Below are 20,234 nucleotides of genomic sequence, written 5' to 3'. Positions count from 1 at the left end.
GTTTATCCCTGTTTGACTTTGAGCGGCAGTACGCGGACCGGATCGCCGGCCTTCACGTCGAGCGCGACGGCATCGTCGGCCGACAGCACGAACGCGCCGTTCGCGACCACGCCCGGCGCGACGCCGACGCGGAAATCGCCGAGCGACGTGTTCGACACGAGCGACTTCGGCCCATCTTCACGTGCGTCCGGCACGCCGATCGCGACCGGCACGACGACGCTCTCGCGCACCGTGCGCAGATCGTTGACATGGCATTCGAGCACGGGGCCCGCGTCGAAGATGTCGACGTGATTCTGGTAGCGCAGCCCTTCCGCTTCGAGCATCTTGCGGGCCGGCAGCGTGTCGCGGTGCGTGAGGCCGACCGCGTCCTGCGCGTCCTGCGGCAGCAGGTCGACATACACCGGGTAGCGCGGCATCAGTTCCGCGAGGAACGACTTGCGGCCGTGCGAGCTGAGGTAATCGGCCGCGTTGAAATCGATCTGGTAGAAGTGCGAACCGACTGCGCGCCAGAACGGCGACGTGCCGTCCTCGTCGAAGTGGCCGCGCAGTTCCGCGCAGATGCGTTCCGGAAAGCGCTCGCGGAACTGAGCGATGAACATGAAGCGCGAGCGCGACAGCAAGCCGCCGACGCCGCCCGTGCGATAGCGCGGGCTCAGGAACAGCGAACACACTTCCGCGTAACCCGTGAGGTCGTGCGAGATGTTCAGCGCGGACATCCGCGTCCACACGCCGAGTTCCTGGCTCGCGTGCACGACCGTGCTCACGCGATAGTTGTAGAACGGCTGTTCGAGGCCGACCTGCGTTTCGATCCCGCACACGCCCGCGATGTCGCCCGTCTTCGATTCTTCCATCACGAAGAAGTAGCCGGCTTCGCCCGGCGCCGCCTGCCCGTCGAGCGTACGGCGCGAGCGCTCGATGCGCGCGGCGAGCGCGTCGCGGTCGGGCTTGAACGTGGTCAGGCCCGGCCCGGTTTCCTTCGCGAGCGACACGAGCGCGTCGACATCGCCCGTTTGTACGACCCGAACGACGATCATGCTGCGTCTCCCGTCAAATCTTCATCGTCGCGGCGGTGCAGCGGCACGCAGCGCACGACATCGCCATCCTTCACATCGAGCGCCGCGCGCACGTCGCCGGCCAGCGGCGCGTCGGCCGTGTCGCCCGGCAGGTCGGCCAGCACGCAGCGGAACGATTCGCCGCTGCCCGTCGACACCATGTAGGCGACGTCGCCCTGCTGGTGCGCGGCCTCGCGCACGATACGCTCCGACGCCTGCTTCACGCATGCGGTGCGGTCGACCTGCGCGGTCAGCACCGGGCCCGCGTCGAAGATGTCGACGAAGCGGTCGGGCTCGAAGCCTTCCTCGAGATGGATGTCGTATGCGAGCAAGGCCGTTTCGTTCGGCTCGCCGAGCACGCGCTGCGCGGCTTCCGGCAGGAGCGGCACGTAGAGCGGATAGGCCGGCATCACTTCCGCGATGAACGTGCGGCTGCGGCCGCCCGATGCGATGTCGACGTCGGTGAAGTTGCGGCCGAAGAACTTGCGCCCCACCGCTTCCCAGAACGGCGATGCGCCGTTGCCGTCGCTCACGCCGAGCAGCAGCGTGAACACTTCGGGCGTGAAGCGGCGTCGGTTCGCGGCGATGTACATCATCCGGGCGCGCGAGATCAGGTGCGCGGCCGCGTCGCCGCGCAGCGACGGATCGACGTAGAAGCCCGCGAGCCGGCTCTTGCCAGTCAGCTCGTGCGACATCGTGAGCGCGTGGATCTTGCGGTTCACGTGCAGCTCGCGCGACGCGTGGATCAGCGCGTCGTTACGGAACGCGTAGAACGGTTCCGAGTAGCCGGCCGCGGCCACGATGCTCGCCGTGCCGAGCAGCTTGCCCGTCGACGAATCCTCGAGCACGAAGAGGTAGAACTCCTCGCCGGCGAAGTCGACGTCCGCGCGAAACGAATCTTCGGAGAGCGCCACGCGCGCTTCGAGCGCCGCGCGGTCGTGCGGCAGCGAGTGCAGGACCGGCTGCGCGGTGCGCGCCATGTGCGCGAGCGCATCGAGATCCGTGAGTTTGCCGGGGCGAACAAATAGCATCGTCGTTCCTGTCTGCGATGGGGGCGCCGATCAGCGCGCGGTGGCTTCCTGTGCGGCGAGCACTTGTTCGACTGCCTTCTCGAAGCGCTTCATGCCTTCGTCGAGCAGGTCGAACGGGATCACCAGCGACGGGACGAAGCGCAGCACGTTCGGGCCGGCGATCAGCATGATCAGGCCGTTCTCGGCGGCGGCGGTGACGAAGTCCTTCGCACGGCCGTCGAATGCGGCGGTGAGTTCGGCGCCGACCAGCAGGCCCTTGCCGCGCACGTCCTTGAAGATGCCGAAGCGTGCGTTGATGCGTTCGAGCGCGCCCTTCAGGCGCACGCTGCGTTCGCGCACGCCTTCGAGCAGTGCCGGATCGCCGATCAGTTCGACGACCTTGTCCGCGATGGCCGATGCGAGCGGGTTGCCGCCGTACGTCGTGCCGTGCACGCCGACCTTGAAGTGGGCGGCGAGTTCGTTGGTCGTCAGCATTGCGCCGATCGGGAAGCCGTTGCCGAGTGCTTTCGCGGTCGTCAGGATGTCCGGCGTGACGCCCGTGTCCATGTACGCGTAGAACTGGCCCGTGCGGCCGACGCCCGTTTGCACTTCGTCGAAAATCAGCAGTGCGCCGTGTGCGTCGCACGCTTCGCGCAGCGCCTTCAGGAAGGCCGGATCGGCCGGGATCACGCCGCCTTCGCCTTGCACGGGTTCGACGATCACGGCACAGGTTTGCGGGCCGATCGCGGCTTTCGCCGCTTCGATGTCGTTGTACGGCAGGTGCTTGATGCCGGCCGGCACGGGGCCGAAGCCTTCCGAGTATTTCGGCTGGCCGCCGACGCTGACCGTGAAGAACGTGCGGCCGTGGAACGACTGCACGAACGAGATGATTTCTGCCTTGTCGGCGCCGTGGCGGTCGAACGCGACGCGGCGTGCGAGTTTCAGGGCGGCTTCGTTCGCTTCCGCGCCGGAGTTCGCGAAGAATGCGCGGTCGGCGAAGGTCAGCGATTCGAGGCGCTTCGCGAGGCGCAGCACCGGCTCGTTCGTGTAGCCGTTGCCGATGTGCCAGAGCTTGCGGCTTTGTTCGTCCAGGACTTTCAGCAGTTCCGGGTGGCCGTGGCCGAGCGACGTTACTGCAATGCCGCACGCGAAATCGATGTACTCGCGGCCGGCCGTGTCCCACACGCGGGAGCCCTCTGCGCGATCCGGCACGAACGGGGCGGGTGAAAATACCGGCACCATCACTTCGTCGAATGTCTGGCGGTTCACGGTCGAGGTCGTCATGGTCGTTCCTTTCGGTTTCGTAAGAGGGTTCAACAGGATCAAGTTTAGGTAAGGGTGACGCAAGCGTCTTGCGGATTTGCGACGGGTTCTATCGGAAGGTTTTGGTTTTGCCCTCTCGGGCGGGTGGGTTCGTTGCTGGGTGTCGGTATTTTGAGGCTTTTGGGGCGGCTCGCCGGCGGTTTCGTGAATGGAGGCTTTTGGGGCGGCTCGCCGGCGGTTTCGTGAAGCACCTGTGATCGTGTCGGTCTATTTGCGTCGCCCCTGCGCGGGGCGGCGGTTACTTTTCTTTGTCTTGCCAAAGAAAAGTAACCAAAAGAAAGGCGCTCGGAGAACGCATGACTTCCCGGTGCCGCAGTCCACGGAGTGGACCCCGCCTAAGTGTCCGCGCCAGCCAGGATCCCGGAGTGGTTCGAGCAATGGTTCCGACACCCACCAGTACCCAACAAAGCGGTATACCTCCCGCTCGCTCCATCCTCGCTTCGCTCGGCCGACAGGTACACCCCCTCAAAAATCGTCGTCGATCACCGAACGCCCACACATGGACGGACCACCGTTTTCAATAGGTACGAGGTCTGCTGCCCTGCCAATAAATATCGGGCAGCCAACACACCATCGAGCAATTATCGATCCGCAAACGACGTGGTCACACGAATGATGTGAATGGAGGAAATGCCCGGCAGGCGACACGTCCGAACAGGAGAGCACCAAGCTCAACCACCCGACCTGAAGTATCTTGCAGCCGAGCGAAGCGAGGATGGAGCGAGCGGGCGGTATACCGCTTTGTTGGGTACTGGTGGGTGTCGGAACCATTGCTCGAACCACTCCGGCATCCTGACTGGCGCGGACACTTAGGCGGGGTCCACTCCGTGGACTGCGGCACCGGGAAGTCATGCGTTCTCCGAGCGCCTTTCTTTTGGTTACTTTTCTTTGGCAAGACAAAGAAAAGTAACCGCCGCCCCGCGCAGGGGCGACGCAAATAGACCGACACGATCACAGGTGCTTCGCGAAAACACCAGCGCCCCGCAGAAACCTTGATCAATCCTTCCCGCGCTCGACCAACGCGCCCCCGCGAGGCTCACTCCCCCCGCCAGTCTGCTTCTCGAGCCACGCTCGCCGATCCTCCCGAGGCGTGACCCCAAACCTTTCGCGGTACGCATTAGAAAAGTGCGCAGCAGAAGAAAACCCACAGGCGAGGCTAACCTGCACGACCGACTTGCTGGTCCGCTGCAACTGGGTACGAGCCTTGAGCAATCGAAGATTGAGGTAATACTTGGAGGGCATCGCCCCGAGATACTGTCGAAAGAGCCGCTCCAGCTGCCGGCGTGACACGCCAACCAACTCGGCGATTTCATCGGTAGTCAGCGGATCCTCGACATTGGCTTCCATCAACTGCAACGCATCGTTCAACCGAGGATGCCGCTCGCCCGGCGCAGTCACAAAAGGAATCCGCTGCCGTTCCTCACCACTCCGCAAAGTCCCGACCCCGAGTGCATCGGCAATCCGCTCCGCGAGGTCCGCCCCATGTTCCCGGCCAATCATGGCCAACATGAAATCGACGGTAGCCTGCCCACCGGCACAGGTCGCCCGATCGCGATCGATCTCGAAGATCTGCTGCGTGACGATCGACCGCTCGAACTGCTCGGCGAACTGCTGATACGTCTCCCAGTTCACGCTCACGCGATACCCGGAAAGCTGCCCGGCCATCGCAAGCCACCACACGCCGTGGTGAATCCCGGTCACGACCGGCGTCCGCTGCCCGACCCGCGCGAGACTCGCGAGAAACAACCGGTAATCGGCAAACTGCTGGAACCGCTCCGTCACGACGATCAGCCAGTCGCACGCGATCGCATCGTTGAACGCCGCATCGGCATGCCACTGCGCACCGCCCGCGAGCGGCACGGGCCGCCCGTCCCACGAACACACCTGCCAGCGGTACAACAACCGCCCGTCGATCTCGTTCGCCAGATTCAACGCATCGACGATCGGACCCACGCCCGACATCGACACGGGCGGCAATGCAACGATCGCCACCTGCGTCGTGCGGGTGGCGCCTGCGGGACGAGACACCGGTACCACGGCTGAAACCTGCCCTGTCGCGTTACTTGAGACTGCCCGACAGGAACTGCTTGAGCCGCTCGCTCTGCGGGCGCACCAGCACCTCCTTCGGATCACCCTCTTCCTCGGTCCGCCCCTGATGCAGGAACATCACGTGGTTCGATACGTTGCGCGCGAAACCCATCTCGTGCGTGACGACGATCATCGTGCGGCCTTCCTCGGCCAGCTTCTGCATCACCTTCAGCACTTCGCCCACCAGCTCCGGGTCGAGCGCCGACGTCGGCTCGTCGAACAGCATCACGTCCGGATGCATCGCGAGCGCACGCGCAATCGCCACGCGCTGCTGCTGGCCGCCGGACAGGTGCGACGGATACTGCTTCTCGACGCGAGGCGGCAAGCCGACCTTCTCCAGGTACTCGCGCGCACGGTCCTCGGCTTCCTTCTTCGAAATGCCGAGCACGTGCACGGGCGCTTCCATCACGTTCTCGAGCACGTTCATGTGCGCCCACAGATTGAAGTGCTGGAACACCATCGCGAGCTTCGTGCGGATCCGCTGCAACTGCTTGTGATCGGCGACTTCGAGCGCGCCGGCGCGGTCGGCCTTCGTGCGCACGGCCTCGCCGTCGACGACGATCTGCCCCGCATTCGGTCGCTCGAGGAAATTGATGCAGCGCAGGAACGTGCTCTTGCCCGAGCCGCTCGCACCGATGATGCTGATGACGTCGCCGGCCTTCGCGTTCAGCGACACGCCCTTGAGCACCTCGTTGTCACCGTAGCGCTTGTGGATGTCGAGCGCCGCAAGCTTGGTGGCAGCGCTCGTTTGAGTGATCTCGGCCAACTGGCTCTCCTCGAAGTGAATCAATGACGGGCGGCCGCGAGATACGCGAGCCAGTGGCGCTCCGCGCGGCGAAACGCCGCGACGAGTGCGAAAGATACCGCAAGATAGATCAGCGCGGCGATTCCGAACGACTGGAACGCCATGTAGGTCGCGGAATTCGCATCACGCGCGACCTTCAGGATGTCCGGCACGGTCGCCGTGAACGCCACGGTCGTCGCGTGCAGCATCAGGATCACCTCGTTGCTGTAGAGCGGCAGCGCACGGCGCAGCGCCGACGGCAGGATCACGCGGCAGTACATCGTGAACGGCGACATCCCGTACGCACGCGCCGCCTCGACCTCGCCGTGCGGAATCGCACGGATCGCGCCGGCAAAGATCTCGGTCGTGTACGCGCAGGTGTTCAACGCGAACGCGAGAATCGCGCAGTTGAAACCGCTGCGGAAGAACGCGTCGAGCAGCGAGTGCGAACGCACGAACTCGAGGCTGTACATGCCCGTGTACATCAGCAGCAGCTGCACGTAGAGCGGCGTGCCGCGAAACACGTACGTGTAGAACCGCACGGGCATCGACACCCACTTCTTCTTCGACACGCGCGCAACCGCGAGCGGCACCGCGCACACGAAGCCGAGCGAGATCGACGCAACGAGCAGCCACAGCGTCACCGCGAGGCCGGAGAGGCGCTGGCCGTCCCAGAAAAGGAACGCCTTGCCGAATTCCTGGAGGATCTCGATCATAGTTCTGCGTGCCGCACGCCCATGGAATAACGCTTCTCGAGCTGGATCAGCACGAGGTTGGAAACGGTCGTGATCGCGAGGTAGATCAGCGCCGCGACGAGGATGAAGAAGAACATGTTGAACGTGCTCTTGCCGGCGTCCTGCGCGGCCTTCACGACGTCCGCAAGACCGATGATCGACACCAGCGCGGTCGCCTTCACGAGCACCTGCCAGTTGTTGCCGATCCCCGGCAGCGCGAAGCGCATCATCTGCGGGAACATGATCCGCACGAACACGCGCGCGCCGCTCATCCCGTAAGCCGCGCCGGCCTCGAGCTGGCCGCGCGGCACCGACAGGAACGCGCCGCGGAAGGTCTCGGTGAAGTACGCGCCGTAGATGAAGCCGAGCGTCAGCACGCCGGCCACGAACGGGTCGATGTCGATCTGGTCCCAGCCGACGAGGTCGGTGAACTGGTTCAGCCAGATCTGGATGCTGTAGAACAGCAGCAGCATCAGCACAAGATCGGGCACCGAGCGGATCAGCGTCGTATAACCGGTCGCGATCGCTCGCAGCACCCGGTTGTGCGACAGCTTCGCCACCGCGCCGATCAGCCCCAGCGCCACCGCAGTGGCGAGCGACAGCACCGACAGCTCGATGGTCTGCACGGTGCCGGCCCAGAGGACAGGACCAAAGCCGTAAAGGAACACGCGCGTCTCCAGAGTTGGAATGAATGCCGACGCGTATGCGTGTCCCGCGCCGGGCTGACGCGGATAGTCGCAAGCGAAATGGATTGCCTCAAATCACCTTGCGTGCGGTTGCTGCATCGCAGCAATCCGTCCCATCATTTACAACCGCAACCTACTCCGCTGTTTCAAAAGGAAAAAAGCCGCTCCCTGACAGTCAGATGACACGCAGGGAAGCAGACTTTTTGCAATTTTCCGGTCGCTTTTTCGATATAGCGCCGGACTGGCCATCGGGCCGAACAGGCACATCCGGGCCCACGCCACACAATCGCTCGCTCATCCCCGCGACACGATGCGCGCGTAGTCGATGCCACCCGCGACAGGGCTCCATTTCTGCATCTACGAAAACCTCTTATCATCTGATGTTTTCGCATCCACAATTAGTCGAAATTCCGTTCGTTTTCGACGATGCCAAGGATCTGTCGAACCGGCTGAAACACGGCAAATCGTTGCGAATGGCGGAACTCGCCGAGTGGGAAGCAGCGTGCGTGTGGCCGGACACCCGCCGCGATTGCGGCGAGACGCGGTGGATCTGCCTGGTGCCGATCGGCGCTCGCCTCCACGCGGCGATCGTCGTCCCGCGCGGCCGCACACTACGTGTCGTCAGCCTGCGAAAAGCCAACAACCGAGAGATGAGTCGATATGAAGAAGGCGGTTAAATTCATATGCAACACGCCCGGGGAAGAAGCGGCGATCGCGCGCGGCATCGCCGCCGATCCGGATGCTCATGCACTCAGCGACGAAGAAATGGATGCGATGGAGCCATTCGTCGAAGTCGTCGCGAAAAAATTCGGGCGTCCGAAACTCGAACACCCGAAGGAACAGGTCAGCATCCGCTACGACGCCGATATCCTCGCCGCGTTTCGGGCAGAGGGCCCGGGCTGGCAGACGCGCATGAACGACGCGCTGCGCGAATGGCTGAAGAAGCGCCGCGCGTGAACGTCAGCGCCCCTTGAGGATGTCGGAGCGCGAAGTCGTATAGACAAGCCCGTCCGGGCCGAAATGGACGTTGAAGAACGCGTCGGTGTTGACGCCGTCCTCGAGCCAGCGCCAGCTCCAGACCGTCTCCGGCTTCAACGGATACTGCGCGATGTCGCCGGGCTTGCCGAGCAGGCGCCGCACCTCGTCCTCGTTCATCCCCGGGCGCACTTTCGCGAAATTCTCGGCGGTCAGCACCTGCGTCGCGCCCGTGTAGCGCCCGTTCGCATCGAGATCGACGAACCAGGTCTGGTTGCCCATCGGGCCGCGCGGATATTCGTAGCGCTTCGAGCCGTCGGTGAACTCGCGCACGGTCTCGGGCTTGCCCATCGTGCCGCGCACGTCGGCCTCGGTCGATTCGCCGGCCTTCAGCCCCTTGAGCAGCAGCGGCGCGGGCTTGATCGCGGTGAAGAAGTCCCTGATGCGTTGCACGTCGAGATTGCCTTGCTTGTCGTCGCAGCCGGTCAGCGCCAGCGCGGCGGCCAGCATCGTCACGGGAAGCAGCCGGAAACGAAAAGTCATCGGAAGAAATGCGCGTGGAGAAAACACGCGGCAAGGATACCCGCGCAGCGCCAAAAGCGCGAGACGGGCGCGCGGCCCGTCTCTCGTTCAATGCGTCGTTTCGGTTTCCGTTTCAGCGTCGTGCACACGGTTCGCCGGGTGCGGCGCACGCGGCACGGCCGGCGGCGCGCCGAGGCGGCGGCGCGTGCGCACGAGCTCGGCCAGCTGCCACGAGCCGAGCGCCAGGCAGCCGAACAGCACCTCGCGGCCGCGCTTGACCAGCGCGAGCGACAGCGCCGTCTCGCGGTCGACGCCGAACATCTGCGCGAGCAGCACGACGGTCGCCTCCTGCACGCCGAGCCCGCCCGGCACCATGAACGCCGCATGCCGCACGGCCTGCGTCATCGCCTCGATCGCGATCGCGCCGCCGATCGACACCGGATGGCCGAGCAGCGACAGCGCCCAGTAGATTTCGAGCGCGCCGAGCACGTAACCGGCCAGCTGCCAGAAGAATGCGCTGAACAGCAGGCCCGTACGCGACATCAGCGAATCGATGTCGGCGTCGAGCCGGCGGCCGTCGACGCCCTGCAGCAGCCGGTGCGAATCGCCGAGCAGGCGGCCCGCGAAACGCTCGATCGCGTGGAAGATGCCGCCGCGCCGCATCAGCACGACGCCGAGCACCGGCAACGGCAGCGTCAGCAGCAGCGCGAGGCCGATCGTGCCGCCGCCCATGTTGTCCGTCGAGGCAAGCAGCAGCACGAGGCCGAGCGCCGCGAACGCATACTGGACGACGATCGTCACGAGTACCTCGACGATCACCGACGCGGTGACGCGGCTCGCGTCGGGCACCTGCCAGCGCGCAAGCCGGATGCCGACGATCTCGCCGCCGATCCCGACCACGGGCAGCAGCCGGTTCACGGCCTCGCGCACGGTCGCGATCCACCACAGGAACGGCAGCGAACTGCGCCGGTCGAGCAGCAGGTGCCACGCGTACGCATCGAGCAGCAACGGCAGCCCATGGAACGGCACGAGCCACAGCAGCGCATAACCGGCGCGCGCGAGCATCTGCGACACGTCGCCGACGCCCTCGTGCAACCCCAGCGCGAGCAGGATGCCAATGCCGATCGGCCAGCCGAGCCATTTGATCAACTTGCTCACGACGGCTGCGCTCCCGGTGCGCGCGACGCGGGCGTGCCGCGCCGTGCCGCGGGCTGACCGAACACGTCGGCAAAGCCGCCGGTCGCGACGCCCGCCGCCTGCAGCGCGGCCGCGACACGCGGCGACAGCAACGCATCGAGTTCGTCGACCGGACGGTAGGCCGCCATCGTCGGCGTGATCGGGCCGTCGCCGGCCTCGGCCGGATGGCAGTAGATCTCGCCGACACCCGGCGGCAGCGTCGCGAGCGCATCGAGCAGCACGGCCTCGTCCATCGCGCCCGTGTGCTCGATCCCGACCACGTAATCGTTGTGCACGAGCCCCGCGCGGTCGAGCCGCGCACGCACGAGCGCGATCCACGGCTTGAGCAGCGCGGGGGCGCTCGTCTCGTAAGGCAACCGCACCGCGCGCAGCCCGTAGTCGCGGCCGATCTCGATGATCATCGACAGCACGGTCGGATGCAGGTGGAAATGCTTGTGCGCGTTCACGTGGTCGAGCGGCAGGCCGCTCGCCGCGAACGCGTCGAACTGCGCACGGATCTCGCGGCGCAGTTGCGCGCGAACCTGCGGCAGGAAGAAGAAGCGACAGCCGTCCTTCGCCATCGCGTCGCCGAACCGCCCGTCGGCGCCGACGAGCGCGGGAATTTCATGCGCGGGCAGCGTGGCGGGCCCGTCCGCGAGCACCAGATGCAGGCCGACCGCGAGCGACGGCAGCCGTCGCGCGCGTTCGATCGCATCCTGCGCGGCGGGCGCGCCGACCATCAGGCTCGCGGCGTTCAGCACGCCGTCGCGATGCGCGCGCTCGACCGCCGCGTTGACGCGCGGGTGCAGCCCGAAGTCGTCCGCGGTGAAGATCAGCGCCCGCGCCGCCCGCTGCGTCGTCACGAATCAGGCCTCGTGCGCGCGCAGGAAGCGGAAGAATTCGACGCCTTCGCGCAGACGGCGCTTCATCATGTCCCAGCTCGTCAGCATCTCGCGGACGATTTCCCAGATCTTCGACGGACGGAAGTAGAACTGGCGATAGAACTGCTCGAGATGGTGATAGATCTCGTCGCGCGACAGGTGCGCATAGCCGATCGCCGCCAGTTGCACGCCTTCCTTGCTGACCAGGTTGATGGTCTTGTTCTCTTCCATCCAGCCGTTCTCGACGGCCTGCTTGTAGAGCGTCGTGCCCGGATACGGCGCGGCGAGCGACACCTGGATCGTGTGCGGATTGATTTCCTTCGCGTACTCGATCGTCTTCTTGATGGTCTCCTGCGTCTCGCCCGGCAGGCCGAGGATGAAGGTGCCGTGGATCTTGATGCCGAGCTTCTTGCAGTCCGCGCTGAAGCGGCGCGCGAAATCGGTGCGCACGCCCTTCTTGATGTTCACGAGGATCTGGTCGTCGCCGGATTCGAAGCCGACCAGCAGCAGGCGCAGGCCGTTTTCCTTCATGATCTTCAGCGACTTGTACGGCACGTTCGCCTTCGCGTTGCACGACCACGTCATGCCGAGCTTGCCCAGGCCGATGGCGATCGCTTCGGCGCGCGGCAGGTCGTCGGTGAAGGTGTCGTCGTCGAACATCAGTTCCTTCACTTCCGGCATGTTGTCGCGGATCCACTTCGCTTCCGCGAGCACGTTCTCGACCGAGCGCGTGCGGTAGCGATGGCCGCTGACCGTCTGCGGCCACAGGCAGAACGTGCAGCGCGACTTGCAGCCGCGGCCCGTGTAGATCGATACGTACGGATAGTTCAGGTAGCCGATGAAGTAGTTGTCGATCTTCAGGTCGCGCTTGTAGACGGGCGCGACGAACGGCAGTTCGTCCATGTTCTCGAGGATCGGACGCGCTTCGTTGTGCTCGATCGAGCCGTCCTTCGCGCGCCAGCTCAAGCCCTTGATCTGCGGGAACGGCGTGCCTTCGGCGATTTCCTTGCAGGTGTAGTCGAATTCCTCGCGGCACACGAAGTCGATTGCCTCGCTCGCCGTGAGCGAGTTGTGCGGATCGACCATCACCTTCGCGCCCACCATGCCGACCAGCATCGACGGCTTCATCTTCTTGAGATCCTGCGCGAACATCGCGTCGGTCGGGAACGACGGCGTGCTCGTGTGGATGATCACGAGGTCGTAGTCGTTGGCGATCTTCAGCGTTTCCTCGACCGACAGGCCGTCGGCCGGCGCATCGACGACGCGGCTGCCCGGCACGAGCGCGGCCGGCTGCGCGAGCCACGTCGGATACCAGAAGGAACGGATTTCGCGCTTCGCCTGATAGCGCGAGCCGGCTCCGCCGTCGAAGCCGTCATACGAAGGGGCCTGCAAGAACAGCGTTTTCATGAATGCTCCGGTAGCCTGCATAGTTCGATTCGTCACAACGATTCAGTCAAAAAACCGCGGGCCGCCGTACCGGCGCCCGCCTCTCTGTCATGTCGCGCTGCGCGGTTTCGCCGCGCAACGCGTCTCGGCCCTCGGGCCGGGTTCGAGCGACGGCCCTAGCGGCCGTCCACTGCTTCCACTGCCGCCGTCGCGCGTTCGCCGCCGACGACCGTCATCCTTGCGCCGCGCCACACGACGTGCGTGCCGAACGCGGCCGCGAGCCACTCGAGCGCGAGCAGCGTGTCGCGCACCGCGACGAGCGGCAGGTCGCGCCAGAATGCACGCCAGCCGTCCTCGCCGCGCGCATGCAGCACGAGCCGCCCGAATGCGCCGACCGCGGCCGCCCCGCCCGCCAGCGTGCCGGCGAAGGTGCCATCCAGACGCAGCGCGAGCGCCGCGCCGATCGCGAGCCACGGCACCGTGAACGTAATGAACAGGAACGCGAAGCCGGCCGGATTCAGCGAACGGATCGTGCGCAGCCAGCGCGTCTCGCGGTGCCACAGCGGCCCGAACGACGGTTCGATCACGTCGGTCGCGACCTCGACTTCCGACAGCACGGTGCGCCGCCCGAGGCGGCGCGGCAGCTCGGCCAGCCAGAAATCGTCGGCCAGCTCATCCTTCAGCGCGAAAAAGCCGCCGATCCGCTCGAGCGTGTCGCGCGTCAGCGCGAGCGTCGCGCCGAAGCCGAAGCGGCTCGAGCGGCCGAGGTGCGTGATCCGCACCGACGGCGCGAACCACGCATCGACGAACTGCGCGCCGATCCGCGTCCAGAACCCGCCGACGCTGCGCGCATGATACAGGCACGTGACGACCCCGACCGACGCATCGGCGAGGGGCGCCGTCACGCGCTCCAGATAGTCGGGCTGCACCGCGATGTCGCTGTCCGCGATCACGATGCGGCCGTACTTCGCGCGCTCGGCGAGATTGATCAGGTTGCTGACCTTCAGGTTCTTGCCGTGCACGCGCGCGTCGACCACGAGCGTGATGTCGCACTCGGGATAATCGGCGCGCAGCCGCTCGACGACCGCGATAGCCGGATCGGCCGACGACGCGACGCCGAACAGCACCTCATGGCGCGGATGGCGCTGCTCGCAGAACGTCGCGAGGTTTTCGTACAGGTGCGGCTCCGCGCCGCACAGCGGCTTGAGCACGCTGACCGGCTCGAAACCGTCGCGCGCGGCGGTACGCGGCGTACGCGGCCGCGGCGCGAACGCGGCGACGAGCGCATAGCCGGCCGCGGCCAGCGTGAACACGATCAGGAGCCAGTCGAGCAACGTTGCGGTTGGCGTCATGCGCAACGCCTCCCGGCGACCTGAACGCCATGGAGAACGCTTGAGCTTGATTGAGCGTGATGCGGTATTCCGACAACGACGAACGCGGGCACGACCCGACTCCTTGTTCCAGCAGCGTCTGTAATTTGGGGGAAGCACGACCCGTTCTTCGGGTACGGCCATGCCCGGCTTCGCGTGGCATCTCTCCGCGCACTACCCGGTCGGGATGCGGGAAGACTCGAATGGCTACCATCGGCACAACATGGGCAGGCGCCGGATTTTAGCAGTCTGCGGCACCCCGCGCTCGGCACTACGAGAAACGGACTGGTGCAGTTCCGGCAAAGCTGAGTGGTCGACGAACCTTATCGGCACAGCCACGTTCACATTAGCGTAAGCACTTTGCAGGCGTATTGCAGTCTTGAAAATCAAACGTTTCGTGCAAATTTGTACGTCGATGCGGATTCACGGCCAATCGCCGTAAAGATTAGTAATTAATCCGCGATTGAATTGATTTTTGCAACAATCAAGGTATTCGACCCTGCACCCCTGTAAGGCGCATGGGTATCGGCGCGTCGCCAGCACGTTCCGGAACCCTTTGGCAAAATCCTTGGCATTTGTTGCGTCAGCGCATCACCGCGCTCCCCCGTTTCGAAGGCCACCCGATGACACCGTTTTCCGTACTCGATCTCGCCCCCATTCCGGCGGGCGCCGACGCCTCCCAGGCGTTCCGCAATTCCGTCGATCTCGCGCAGCACGCGGAGCGCTGGGGCTACCAGCGCTACTGGCTGGCCGAGCATCACAACATGCCGGGCATCGCGAGCGCGGCCACCGCCGTCGTGATCGGCCATGTCGCGGGCGCGACGCAGACGATCCGCGTGGGCTCGGGCGGCATCATGCTGCCGAACCACGCACCGCTCGTGATCGCCGAGCAGTTCGGCACGCTGGCATCGCTATACCCGGGGCGCATCGACCTCGGCCTCGGCCGCGCGCCCGGCACCGACCAGACCACGTCGCGCGCGCTGCGCCGCGACCTGATCGGCAGCGCCGATTCGTTTCCGGATGACGTCGCGGAACTGCAGCGCTACTTCGCGGAGCCGGTGCCCGGCCAGCGCGTGCGCGCGGTGCCCGGCGCGGGGCTCGACGTCCCCGTGTGGCTGCTCGGTTCGAGTTTGTTCAGTGCGCAGCTTGCCGCGATGCTCGGGCTGCCGTTCGCATTCGCGTCGCACTTCGCGCCGGACTACCTGATGCGCGCACTCGAGATCTATCGCGCGCAGTACCGGCCGTCGGCCGCATGGCCGAAGCCGCATGCGATGGTCGGCGTCAACGTGTTCGCGGCCGAGACCGACGACGAGGCGCGGCGCCTGTTCACGTCGCTGCAGCAGCAGTTCATCAACCTGCGGCGCGGCACGCCGGGCAAGCTGCCGCCGCCCGTCGACGTGCTCGAGGCCAATGAACTCGAACTCGCGACCGTCGCGCATTCGCTGTCGTTCGCGGCAGTCGGTTCGCGCGACACGGTGCGCGACAAGCTGCGCGACCGCATCGCGCAAACGGGTGCCGACGAGCTGATCATCACCGCGCAGATCTACGATCACGCCGCGCGGCTGCGCTCGTTCGAACTGGCCGCGCAGATCCGCGACGAACTCGCGAACGAGGCGCGCTGACGGCACGGCCGCGTGCCGCCGGCGGCCTGCCCCGCATCACTGCGGGTGCACGGCCTCCAGCCCGTCGAGCAGCGCCTTGTGGAACGCGTCCGGATCCTGGATCTGTGGCGCATGGCCGAGCGCCGGGAATTCGACGAGCTGCGCGCCGGGAATCGCGGCCTGCGTGCGCTTCGCGAGCTCCGGATAATGACCGAGCTTCGCGTGCACGTCGGGCGGCGCAACGTCCTTGCCGATCGCGGTCGTATCCTTGTCGCCGATCATCAGCAGCGTCGGCACGCGGATCGCGCCGAGTTCATAGACCACCGGCTGCGTGAGGATCATGTCGTAGATCAGCGCCGAGTTCCATGCGACCGCATCGCGACCGGCGCCGCGATACATCCCGGCGAGCATCTGCACCCAGCGCTCGTACGACGGCGACCACTTGCCCGCGTAGTACGTACCCTGCTCGTAGCGGCGGATGCCGTCGGCCGTGGTCTTCTGTTCGCGCGCATACCAGAAGTCGACCGACAGCGGCGGCACGCCAAGCGCCTTCCAGTCCTCGAGGCCGATCGGGTTCACGAGCACGAGCTGGTCGGTCGACTTCGGATACATCAGCGCGTAACGGATCGCGAGCATCCCGCCGGTCGAATGGCCGACGATCGTCGCCGATCTCACGCCGATCGATTCAAGCAGCGCGTGCGTGTTGCGCGCGAGTTGCTGGAACGTGTATTGATAGCGCTCGGGCTTCGACGACTTGCAGAAGCCGATCTGGTCCGGCGCGATCACGCGATAGCCGGCACGGCTCAGCACGCCGATCGTGTCCTCCCAGGTCGCCGCGCAGAAGTTCTTTCCGTGCAGCAGCACGACGGTGCGGCCGTTCGGGTGCGCCGGCTGCACGTCGAGAAACGCCATCTCGAGGGTTTCGCGCTGCGACACGAACGCGTACGCGTGCACGGGCGCCGGATAGGCGAACCCTTCCAGGCGCGGGCCGTACACGGGACCGTCATTGGCGGCGGGCGCCGCTTCGACGCCCGCAACAGGCATGGCGCACGCGGCAGCGATACCCGCGCCGAGCACGGCGGCGCGCGCGACAGACAACATCTTGCAAATCGAAAGCATGGCGATCACTGTGATTGGAGATGCACGCGGGCAGCCGGGCTGCCCCGCGCCCCGGGATTCTACGCGGTCGCGTGACGACGGCGCGCAACACTCCGGGGCCGCGCGACTTTCGCGCGTATGACGAACTCGGGTATCGTGTGACGTGACCCTGAAACGCGTGCAGGCGAATTCCCATGAAAAACGTCCTCAGCATTCAGTCGCACGTCATCTACGGCCATGCCGGCAACAGTGCGGCCGTGTTCCCGATGCAGCGCCTCGGCATCAACGTCTGGCCGCTCAACACCGTCCAGTTGTCGAATCACATGCAGTACGGCCACTGGGCCGGTAGCGCGATCGATGCCGCGAAGATGGAACAGCTCGTCGACGGCATCGCCGCGATCGGCGCGCTCAAGCGCTGCGACGCCGTGCTGTCTGGCTTCCTAGGCTCGCCGCCGCAGGCGCGCGCGGCCGTCGAGATCGTCCGCTCGGTGAAGGCGATGAACCCCAATGCGTGGTACTTCTGCGATCCGGCGATGGGCCAGACGGGCGGTATCCGGCCCGAGCCCGGCGTCGAGGAATTCATGGTCCAGGAGATGCCGGCACTCGCGGACGGCATGTCGCCGAACCACACCGAGCTGCAGAAACTCGCCGGGCGGCGCATCGAAACCGTCGCCGAAGCCGTCGAAGCCTGCCGCGCACTGATCCGCCGCGGCCCGCAGATCATCCTCGTCAAGCACCTGCACGACCGCAACAGTCCGGCCGACCGTTTCAACATGCTCGCCGTCACCGAAACCGAAGCGTGGATCGGCCAGCGTCCGCTGTATGCGTTTCCGCGCCATCCCGTCGGCGTCGGCGACCTGACCAGCGCGATCTTCGTCGCGTGCCGGCTACGCGGCGACTCCGTGCGCGCCGCATTCGAACACACGCTCGCGGCCGTGCATGCGGTCGTGAAGGCCACCTACGATGCACGCCGCTACGAACTCGAACTCGTCGCCGCGCAGGACGAGATCGCACGCCCGAGCGAATGGTTCGGCGCGTGGGTGACCGACGCCTGACGCACCGGCACCGCCCTCCGCTTCGCCGGCGTATCGCTCGCGCCGCGCCGCTTTCCTGCTTCCCCCTGCTGCTTCACGACCGTTGACGACATACGTCCCGATGCCGCTTCGCCGCACATGCAAACGTTTCCGGACTTCACATGAATGACACCGATTCCTCGCTATGCTCGCGGCGGCACGAACCGGCGCAGCCGCATCCTGCGCCCCGGTGCGCGCCTTCCCGTAGGTCCCGCCAATCGGCTCCCCCATTTACCGCACGATAACGACCATGACCCGATCGAACCGTCGTGACTTCCTGCGCGTCGCCGCCGGCACTGCCGGCGCCGCCGCGCTGAACCTGTTTCCGCCCGTGATCCGCGATGCGCTCGCGATTCCCGCGAACCGCCGCACCGGCACGATCCGCGACATCGAACACATCGTGATCCTGATGCAGGAGAACCGTTCGTTCGACCACTACTTCGGCACGATGCGCGGTGTCCGTGGCTTTGGTGACCCGCGCCCGCTGCGCCTCGCGAACGGCAAGTCGGTGTTCCACCAGCCTGTCGGCCCGGCCGAACTGCTGCCGTTCCACCCGGGCGCCGACAAGCTCGGCCTGCAGTTCCTGCAGGACCTGCCGCACGGCTGGCAGGACATGCACGCCGCGTGGAACAAGGGCCGCTACGACCAGTGGGTGCCGAACAAGGGCACCACGACGATGGCGTACCTGAAGCGCGACGACATCCCGTTCCACTACCAGCTCGCCGATGCATTCACGATCTGCGACGCATACCACTGCGCGATCCCGAGCTCGACCGACCCGAACCGCTACTACATGTGGACGGGCTACGTCGGCAACGACGGCACGGGCGGCGGCCCGGTGCTCGGCAACGAGGAAAAGGGCTACGGCTGGAAGACCTATCCGGAAGTGCTCGAACAGGCCGGCGTGTCGTGGAAGATCTACCAGGACGTCGGCACGGGGCTCGACGCGAACGGCTCGTGGGGCTGGACGCAAAACCCGTACATCGGCAACTACGGCGACAACTCGCTGCTCTACTTCAACCAGTACCGCACCGCACTGCCCGGCACGCCGCTGTACGACAAGGCGCGCACCGGCACCAACATCAGCGCCGGCGGCACGCTGTTCGACGTGCTGCAGCAGGACGTGAAGAACGGCACGCTGCCGCAGGTGTCGTGGATCTGCGCACCGGAAGCGTATTCCGAGCACCCGAACTGGCCCGCGAACTACGGCGCGTGGTACATCGAGCAGGTCTTGAAGGCGCTCGTGTCGAATCCCGACGTGTGGAGCAAGACCGCGCTGTTCATCACGTACGACGAAAACGACGGCTTCTTCGATCACGTGCAGCCGCCGTTCGCGCCGCAGTCGCGCGACAACGGGCTGTCGACGGTCGCGACGACCAACGAGGTGTTCCCCGGCGACGCGTCGCACATGGCCGGCCCGTACGGGCTCGGGCCGCGCGTGCCGATGCTCGTCGTGTCGCCGTGGACCAAGGGCGGCTGGGTCTGCTCGCAGACCTTCGATCACACGTCGCTGCTGCAATTCATCGAGGCACGGTTCGGCGCGCAATACCCGGTCACGGCCGCCAACGTGTCGCCGTGGCGCCGCACGGTGTGCGGCGACCTGACCGCCGCATTCGACTTCGCGACGTCCGATGCCGCGTGGCCGACGCTGCCCGACACGAGCAGCTACGCGCCGCCCGACCGCACCCGCCACCCCGACTACATCCCGGTGCCGCCGGTGCTGCAGAAGCTGCCGAAGCAGGAGGCCGGGCTGCGTCCGGCGCGCGCGCTGCCGTACGAGCTGTTCGTGCACGGCCGCGTCGAATCCGTGAACGGCCAGTTCCGGCTGACCTTCGCGAACACGGGCCGCGCAGGCGCCGCGTTCCAGGTCCAGTCGCGCAACCGCCTCGACGGTCCGTGGGCCTACACGGTCGAAGCCGGCAAGCGGGTTGCCGACACGTGGAGCGCTGCGGCATCGCTCGGCCTGTACGACCTCGACGTGTACGGCCCGAACGGCTTCTACTGCCATTTCCGCGGCCCGTTCGCGACCGGCGTCGGCAGCGCGAACGTGAACCCCGAAGTGATCTACGGCTATGACGTCGCGAACGGCAACATCACGCTGCGCCTGATGAACCGCGGCCACAAGGCCGTGCGGCTCAAGGTCACGAACGCGTACGGCCACGGCCGCTCGCGCACGTTCGACCTCGCGCCGGGCGCGCACGTCGACGACTACTGGGATCTGCGCGGCAGCCACGGCTGGTACGACCTGACCGTCAGCGACGGCCGGCTGCTCGGCTTCCTGCGCCGCTTCGCGGGCCACGTCGAAACGGGCCGCCCGAGCACCAGCGATCCGCTGATCCGCACGCACGCGTCGCACGACGACGCCGAAGCCGCATCGGACGCCCTGTCCGACTGACGGCCTCCCGCGCGCGGCGCGGCCCCGGCGGGCCGCGCCGCGTCTTTGCCCCGCCTTTCCGCCTTTCCGCCTTTCCGCCT

At 66.1% G+C, this 20,234-nt stretch carries 18 protein-coding genes; 5 read left to right on the top strand and 13 right to left on the bottom strand.

From position 1 onward, the window contains the following. Positions 1 to 2 precede the first annotated feature (2 nt). The 7 genes from astA to ACWMMN_RS05945 form a co-directional block, all read right to left on the bottom strand. On the bottom strand, positions 3 to 1,034 hold the full coding sequence (gene astA, locus ACWMMN_RS05975) for an arginine N-succinyltransferase (protein WP_059235279.1): 1,032 nt from the start codon (positions 1,032 to 1,034) through the stop codon (positions 3 to 5). Continuing rightward, positions 1,031 to 2,083 (bottom strand): arginine/ornithine succinyltransferase subunit alpha, encoded by a 1,053-nt coding sequence (gene aruF, locus ACWMMN_RS05970; RefSeq protein WP_059235281.1) that lies wholly within the window; start codon positions 2,081 to 2,083, stop codon positions 1,031 to 1,033. The genes astA and aruF overlap by 4 nt, the downstream gene beginning before the upstream one ends. A 30-nt stretch (positions 2,084 to 2,113) precedes the next feature. Continuing rightward, the gene (locus ACWMMN_RS05965) at positions 2,114 to 3,346 is read right to left on the bottom strand and encodes an aspartate aminotransferase family protein (RefSeq protein WP_043182068.1); all 1,233 of its coding nucleotides are present in this window, start codon (positions 3,344 to 3,346) and stop codon (positions 2,114 to 2,116) included. 1,035 nt (positions 3,347 to 4,381) lie between these two features. Further along, positions 4,382 to 5,422: a GlxA family transcriptional regulator gene (locus tag ACWMMN_RS05960; protein WP_059235285.1), complete on the bottom strand. Its 1,041-nt coding sequence runs from the start codon at positions 5,420 to 5,422 to the stop codon at positions 4,382 to 4,384. 22 nt (positions 5,423 to 5,444) lie between these two features. Beyond that, a complete protein-coding gene (locus ACWMMN_RS05955) occupies positions 5,445 to 6,239 on the bottom strand; it encodes an ABC transporter ATP-binding protein (RefSeq protein ID WP_059235287.1) in 795 nt (264 codons plus the stop codon). Between the two features lie 20 nt (positions 6,240 to 6,259). After that, positions 6,260 to 6,973 carry an ABC transporter permease gene (locus ACWMMN_RS05950; RefSeq protein WP_059235289.1) on the bottom strand — a complete coding sequence of 238 codons (714 nt, stop codon included), beginning with the start codon at positions 6,971 to 6,973 and terminating at the stop codon, positions 6,260 to 6,262. After that, positions 6,970 to 7,659, bottom strand: a complete 690-nt coding sequence (locus ACWMMN_RS05945; RefSeq protein WP_059235291.1) for an ABC transporter permease — start codon at positions 7,657 to 7,659, stop codon at positions 6,970 to 6,972. Before ACWMMN_RS05945 ends, ACWMMN_RS05950 begins: the two co-directional genes overlap by 4 nt. A gap of 398 nt (positions 7,660 to 8,057) precedes the next feature. On the opposite strand from ACWMMN_RS05945, the gene ACWMMN_RS05940 reads away from it, so the two are divergent. Together ACWMMN_RS05940 and ACWMMN_RS05935 are read left to right on the top strand one after the other, a co-directional pair. Next, entirely contained in the window at positions 8,058 to 8,354 is a 297-nt protein-coding gene (locus ACWMMN_RS05940) for a BrnT family toxin (RefSeq protein ID WP_342703916.1), read from the top strand. Beyond that, positions 8,338 to 8,634, top strand: coding sequence for a BrnA antitoxin family protein (locus ACWMMN_RS05935; protein WP_342703914.1), 297 nt, complete (start codon positions 8,338 to 8,340; stop codon positions 8,632 to 8,634). Before ACWMMN_RS05940 ends, ACWMMN_RS05935 begins: the two co-directional genes overlap by 17 nt. Before the next feature lie 3 nt (positions 8,635 to 8,637). On the opposite strand, the gene ACWMMN_RS05930 is transcribed toward ACWMMN_RS05935, so the two are convergent. From ACWMMN_RS05930 to hpnI, 5 genes are all read right to left on the bottom strand, one after another. Beyond that, the gene (locus tag ACWMMN_RS05930) at positions 8,638 to 9,195 is read right to left on the bottom strand and encodes a hypothetical protein (protein ID WP_059235294.1); all 558 of its coding nucleotides are present in this window, start codon (positions 9,193 to 9,195) and stop codon (positions 8,638 to 8,640) included. A gap of 87 nt (positions 9,196 to 9,282) precedes the next feature. Beyond that, positions 9,283 to 10,332, bottom strand: coding sequence for an HpnL family protein (locus ACWMMN_RS05925; RefSeq protein ID WP_342703912.1), 1,050 nt, complete (start codon positions 10,330 to 10,332; stop codon positions 9,283 to 9,285). After that, positions 10,329 to 11,213, bottom strand: a complete 885-nt coding sequence (gene hpnK / locus ACWMMN_RS05920; protein WP_486423088.1) for a hopanoid biosynthesis-associated protein HpnK — start codon at positions 11,211 to 11,213, stop codon at positions 10,329 to 10,331. Before hpnK ends, ACWMMN_RS05925 begins: the two co-directional genes overlap by 4 nt. Before the next feature lie 3 nt (positions 11,214 to 11,216). After that, on the bottom strand, positions 11,217 to 12,659 hold the full coding sequence (gene hpnJ, locus ACWMMN_RS05915; protein WP_338083541.1) for a hopanoid biosynthesis associated radical SAM protein HpnJ: 1,443 nt from the start codon (positions 12,657 to 12,659) through the stop codon (positions 11,217 to 11,219). Between the two features lie 134 nt (positions 12,660 to 12,793). Beyond that, the gene (gene hpnI, locus ACWMMN_RS05910; protein WP_059235302.1) at positions 12,794 to 13,969 is read right to left on the bottom strand and encodes a bacteriohopanetetrol glucosamine biosynthesis glycosyltransferase HpnI; all 1,176 of its coding nucleotides are present in this window, start codon (positions 13,967 to 13,969) and stop codon (positions 12,794 to 12,796) included. Between the two features lie 641 nt (positions 13,970 to 14,610). Here hpnI and ACWMMN_RS05905 point away from each other — a divergent pair. Continuing rightward, on the top strand, positions 14,611 to 15,609 hold the full coding sequence (locus tag ACWMMN_RS05905; RefSeq protein ID WP_059236839.1) for an LLM class flavin-dependent oxidoreductase: 999 nt from the start codon (positions 14,611 to 14,613) through the stop codon (positions 15,607 to 15,609). A gap of 36 nt (positions 15,610 to 15,645) precedes the next feature. On the opposite strand, the gene ACWMMN_RS05900 is transcribed toward ACWMMN_RS05905, so the two are convergent. Further along, positions 15,646 to 16,707 (bottom strand): alpha/beta fold hydrolase, encoded by a 1,062-nt coding sequence (locus ACWMMN_RS05900; RefSeq protein WP_486423087.1) that lies wholly within the window; start codon positions 16,705 to 16,707, stop codon positions 15,646 to 15,648. 173 nt (positions 16,708 to 16,880) lie between these two features. Between ACWMMN_RS05900 and pdxY the strand changes: the two genes are divergently transcribed. Both pdxY and ACWMMN_RS05890 read left to right on the top strand, forming a co-directional pair. Beyond that, positions 16,881 to 17,741 carry a pyridoxal kinase PdxY gene (pdxY, locus tag ACWMMN_RS05895; RefSeq protein ID WP_041492785.1) on the top strand — a complete coding sequence of 287 codons (861 nt, stop codon included), beginning with the start codon at positions 16,881 to 16,883 and terminating at the stop codon, positions 17,739 to 17,741. Between the two features lie 268 nt (positions 17,742 to 18,009). Further along, positions 18,010 to 20,154 (top strand): phosphocholine-specific phospholipase C, encoded by a 2,145-nt coding sequence (locus ACWMMN_RS05890; protein ID WP_059235304.1) that lies wholly within the window; start codon positions 18,010 to 18,012, stop codon positions 20,152 to 20,154. Positions 20,155 to 20,234: the final 80 nt, after the last annotated feature.

Source organism: Burkholderia cepacia complex sp. TUM26381 (genome assembly GCF_057439935.1).
The sequence above is the reverse complement of the archived record's forward strand: the minus strand, read 5'-3'. Positions and strand labels throughout refer to the sequence as shown.

What these genes read in the sequence shown, in the direction of transcription:
- hpnJ (WP_338083541.1), bottom strand. Translation starts at nt 12,659, where the DNA reads ATGCAGGCTACCGGAGCATTCATGAAAACGCTGTTCTTGCAGGCCCCT.
- astA (WP_059235279.1), bottom strand. Translation starts at nt 1,034, where the DNA reads ATGATCGTCGTTCGGGTCGTACAAACGGGCGATGTCGACGCGCTCGTG.
- ACWMMN_RS05950 (WP_059235289.1), bottom strand. Translation starts at nt 6,973, where the DNA reads ATGATCGAGATCCTCCAGGAATTCGGCAAGGCGTTCCTTTTCTGGGAC.
- hpnI (WP_059235302.1), bottom strand. Translation starts at nt 13,969, where the DNA reads ATGACGCCAACCGCAACGTTGCTCGACTGGCTCCTGATCGTGTTCACG.
- ACWMMN_RS05905 (WP_059236839.1), top strand. Translation starts at nt 14,611, where the DNA reads ATGACACCGTTTTCCGTACTCGATCTCGCCCCCATTCCGGCGGGCGCC.
- ACWMMN_RS05900 (WP_486423087.1), bottom strand. Translation starts at nt 16,707, where the DNA reads ATGCTTTCGATTTGCAAGATGTTGTCTGTCGCGCGCGCCGCCGTGCTC.
- ACWMMN_RS05940 (WP_342703916.1), top strand. Translation starts at nt 8,058, where the DNA reads ATGTTTTCGCATCCACAATTAGTCGAAATTCCGTTCGTTTTCGACGAT.
- ACWMMN_RS05890 (WP_059235304.1), top strand. Translation starts at nt 18,010, where the DNA reads ATGACCCGATCGAACCGTCGTGACTTCCTGCGCGTCGCCGCCGGCACT.
- ACWMMN_RS05965 (WP_043182068.1), bottom strand. Translation starts at nt 3,346, where the DNA reads ATGACGACCTCGACCGTGAACCGCCAGACATTCGACGAAGTGATGGTG.
- ACWMMN_RS05935 (WP_342703914.1), top strand. Translation starts at nt 8,338, where the DNA reads ATGAAGAAGGCGGTTAAATTCATATGCAACACGCCCGGGGAAGAAGCG.
- pdxY (WP_041492785.1), top strand. Translation starts at nt 16,881, where the DNA reads ATGAAAAACGTCCTCAGCATTCAGTCGCACGTCATCTACGGCCATGCC.
- aruF (WP_059235281.1), bottom strand. Translation starts at nt 2,083, where the DNA reads ATGCTATTTGTTCGCCCCGGCAAACTCACGGATCTCGATGCGCTCGCG.
- ACWMMN_RS05930 (WP_059235294.1), bottom strand. Translation starts at nt 9,195, where the DNA reads ATGACTTTTCGTTTCCGGCTGCTTCCCGTGACGATGCTGGCCGCCGCG.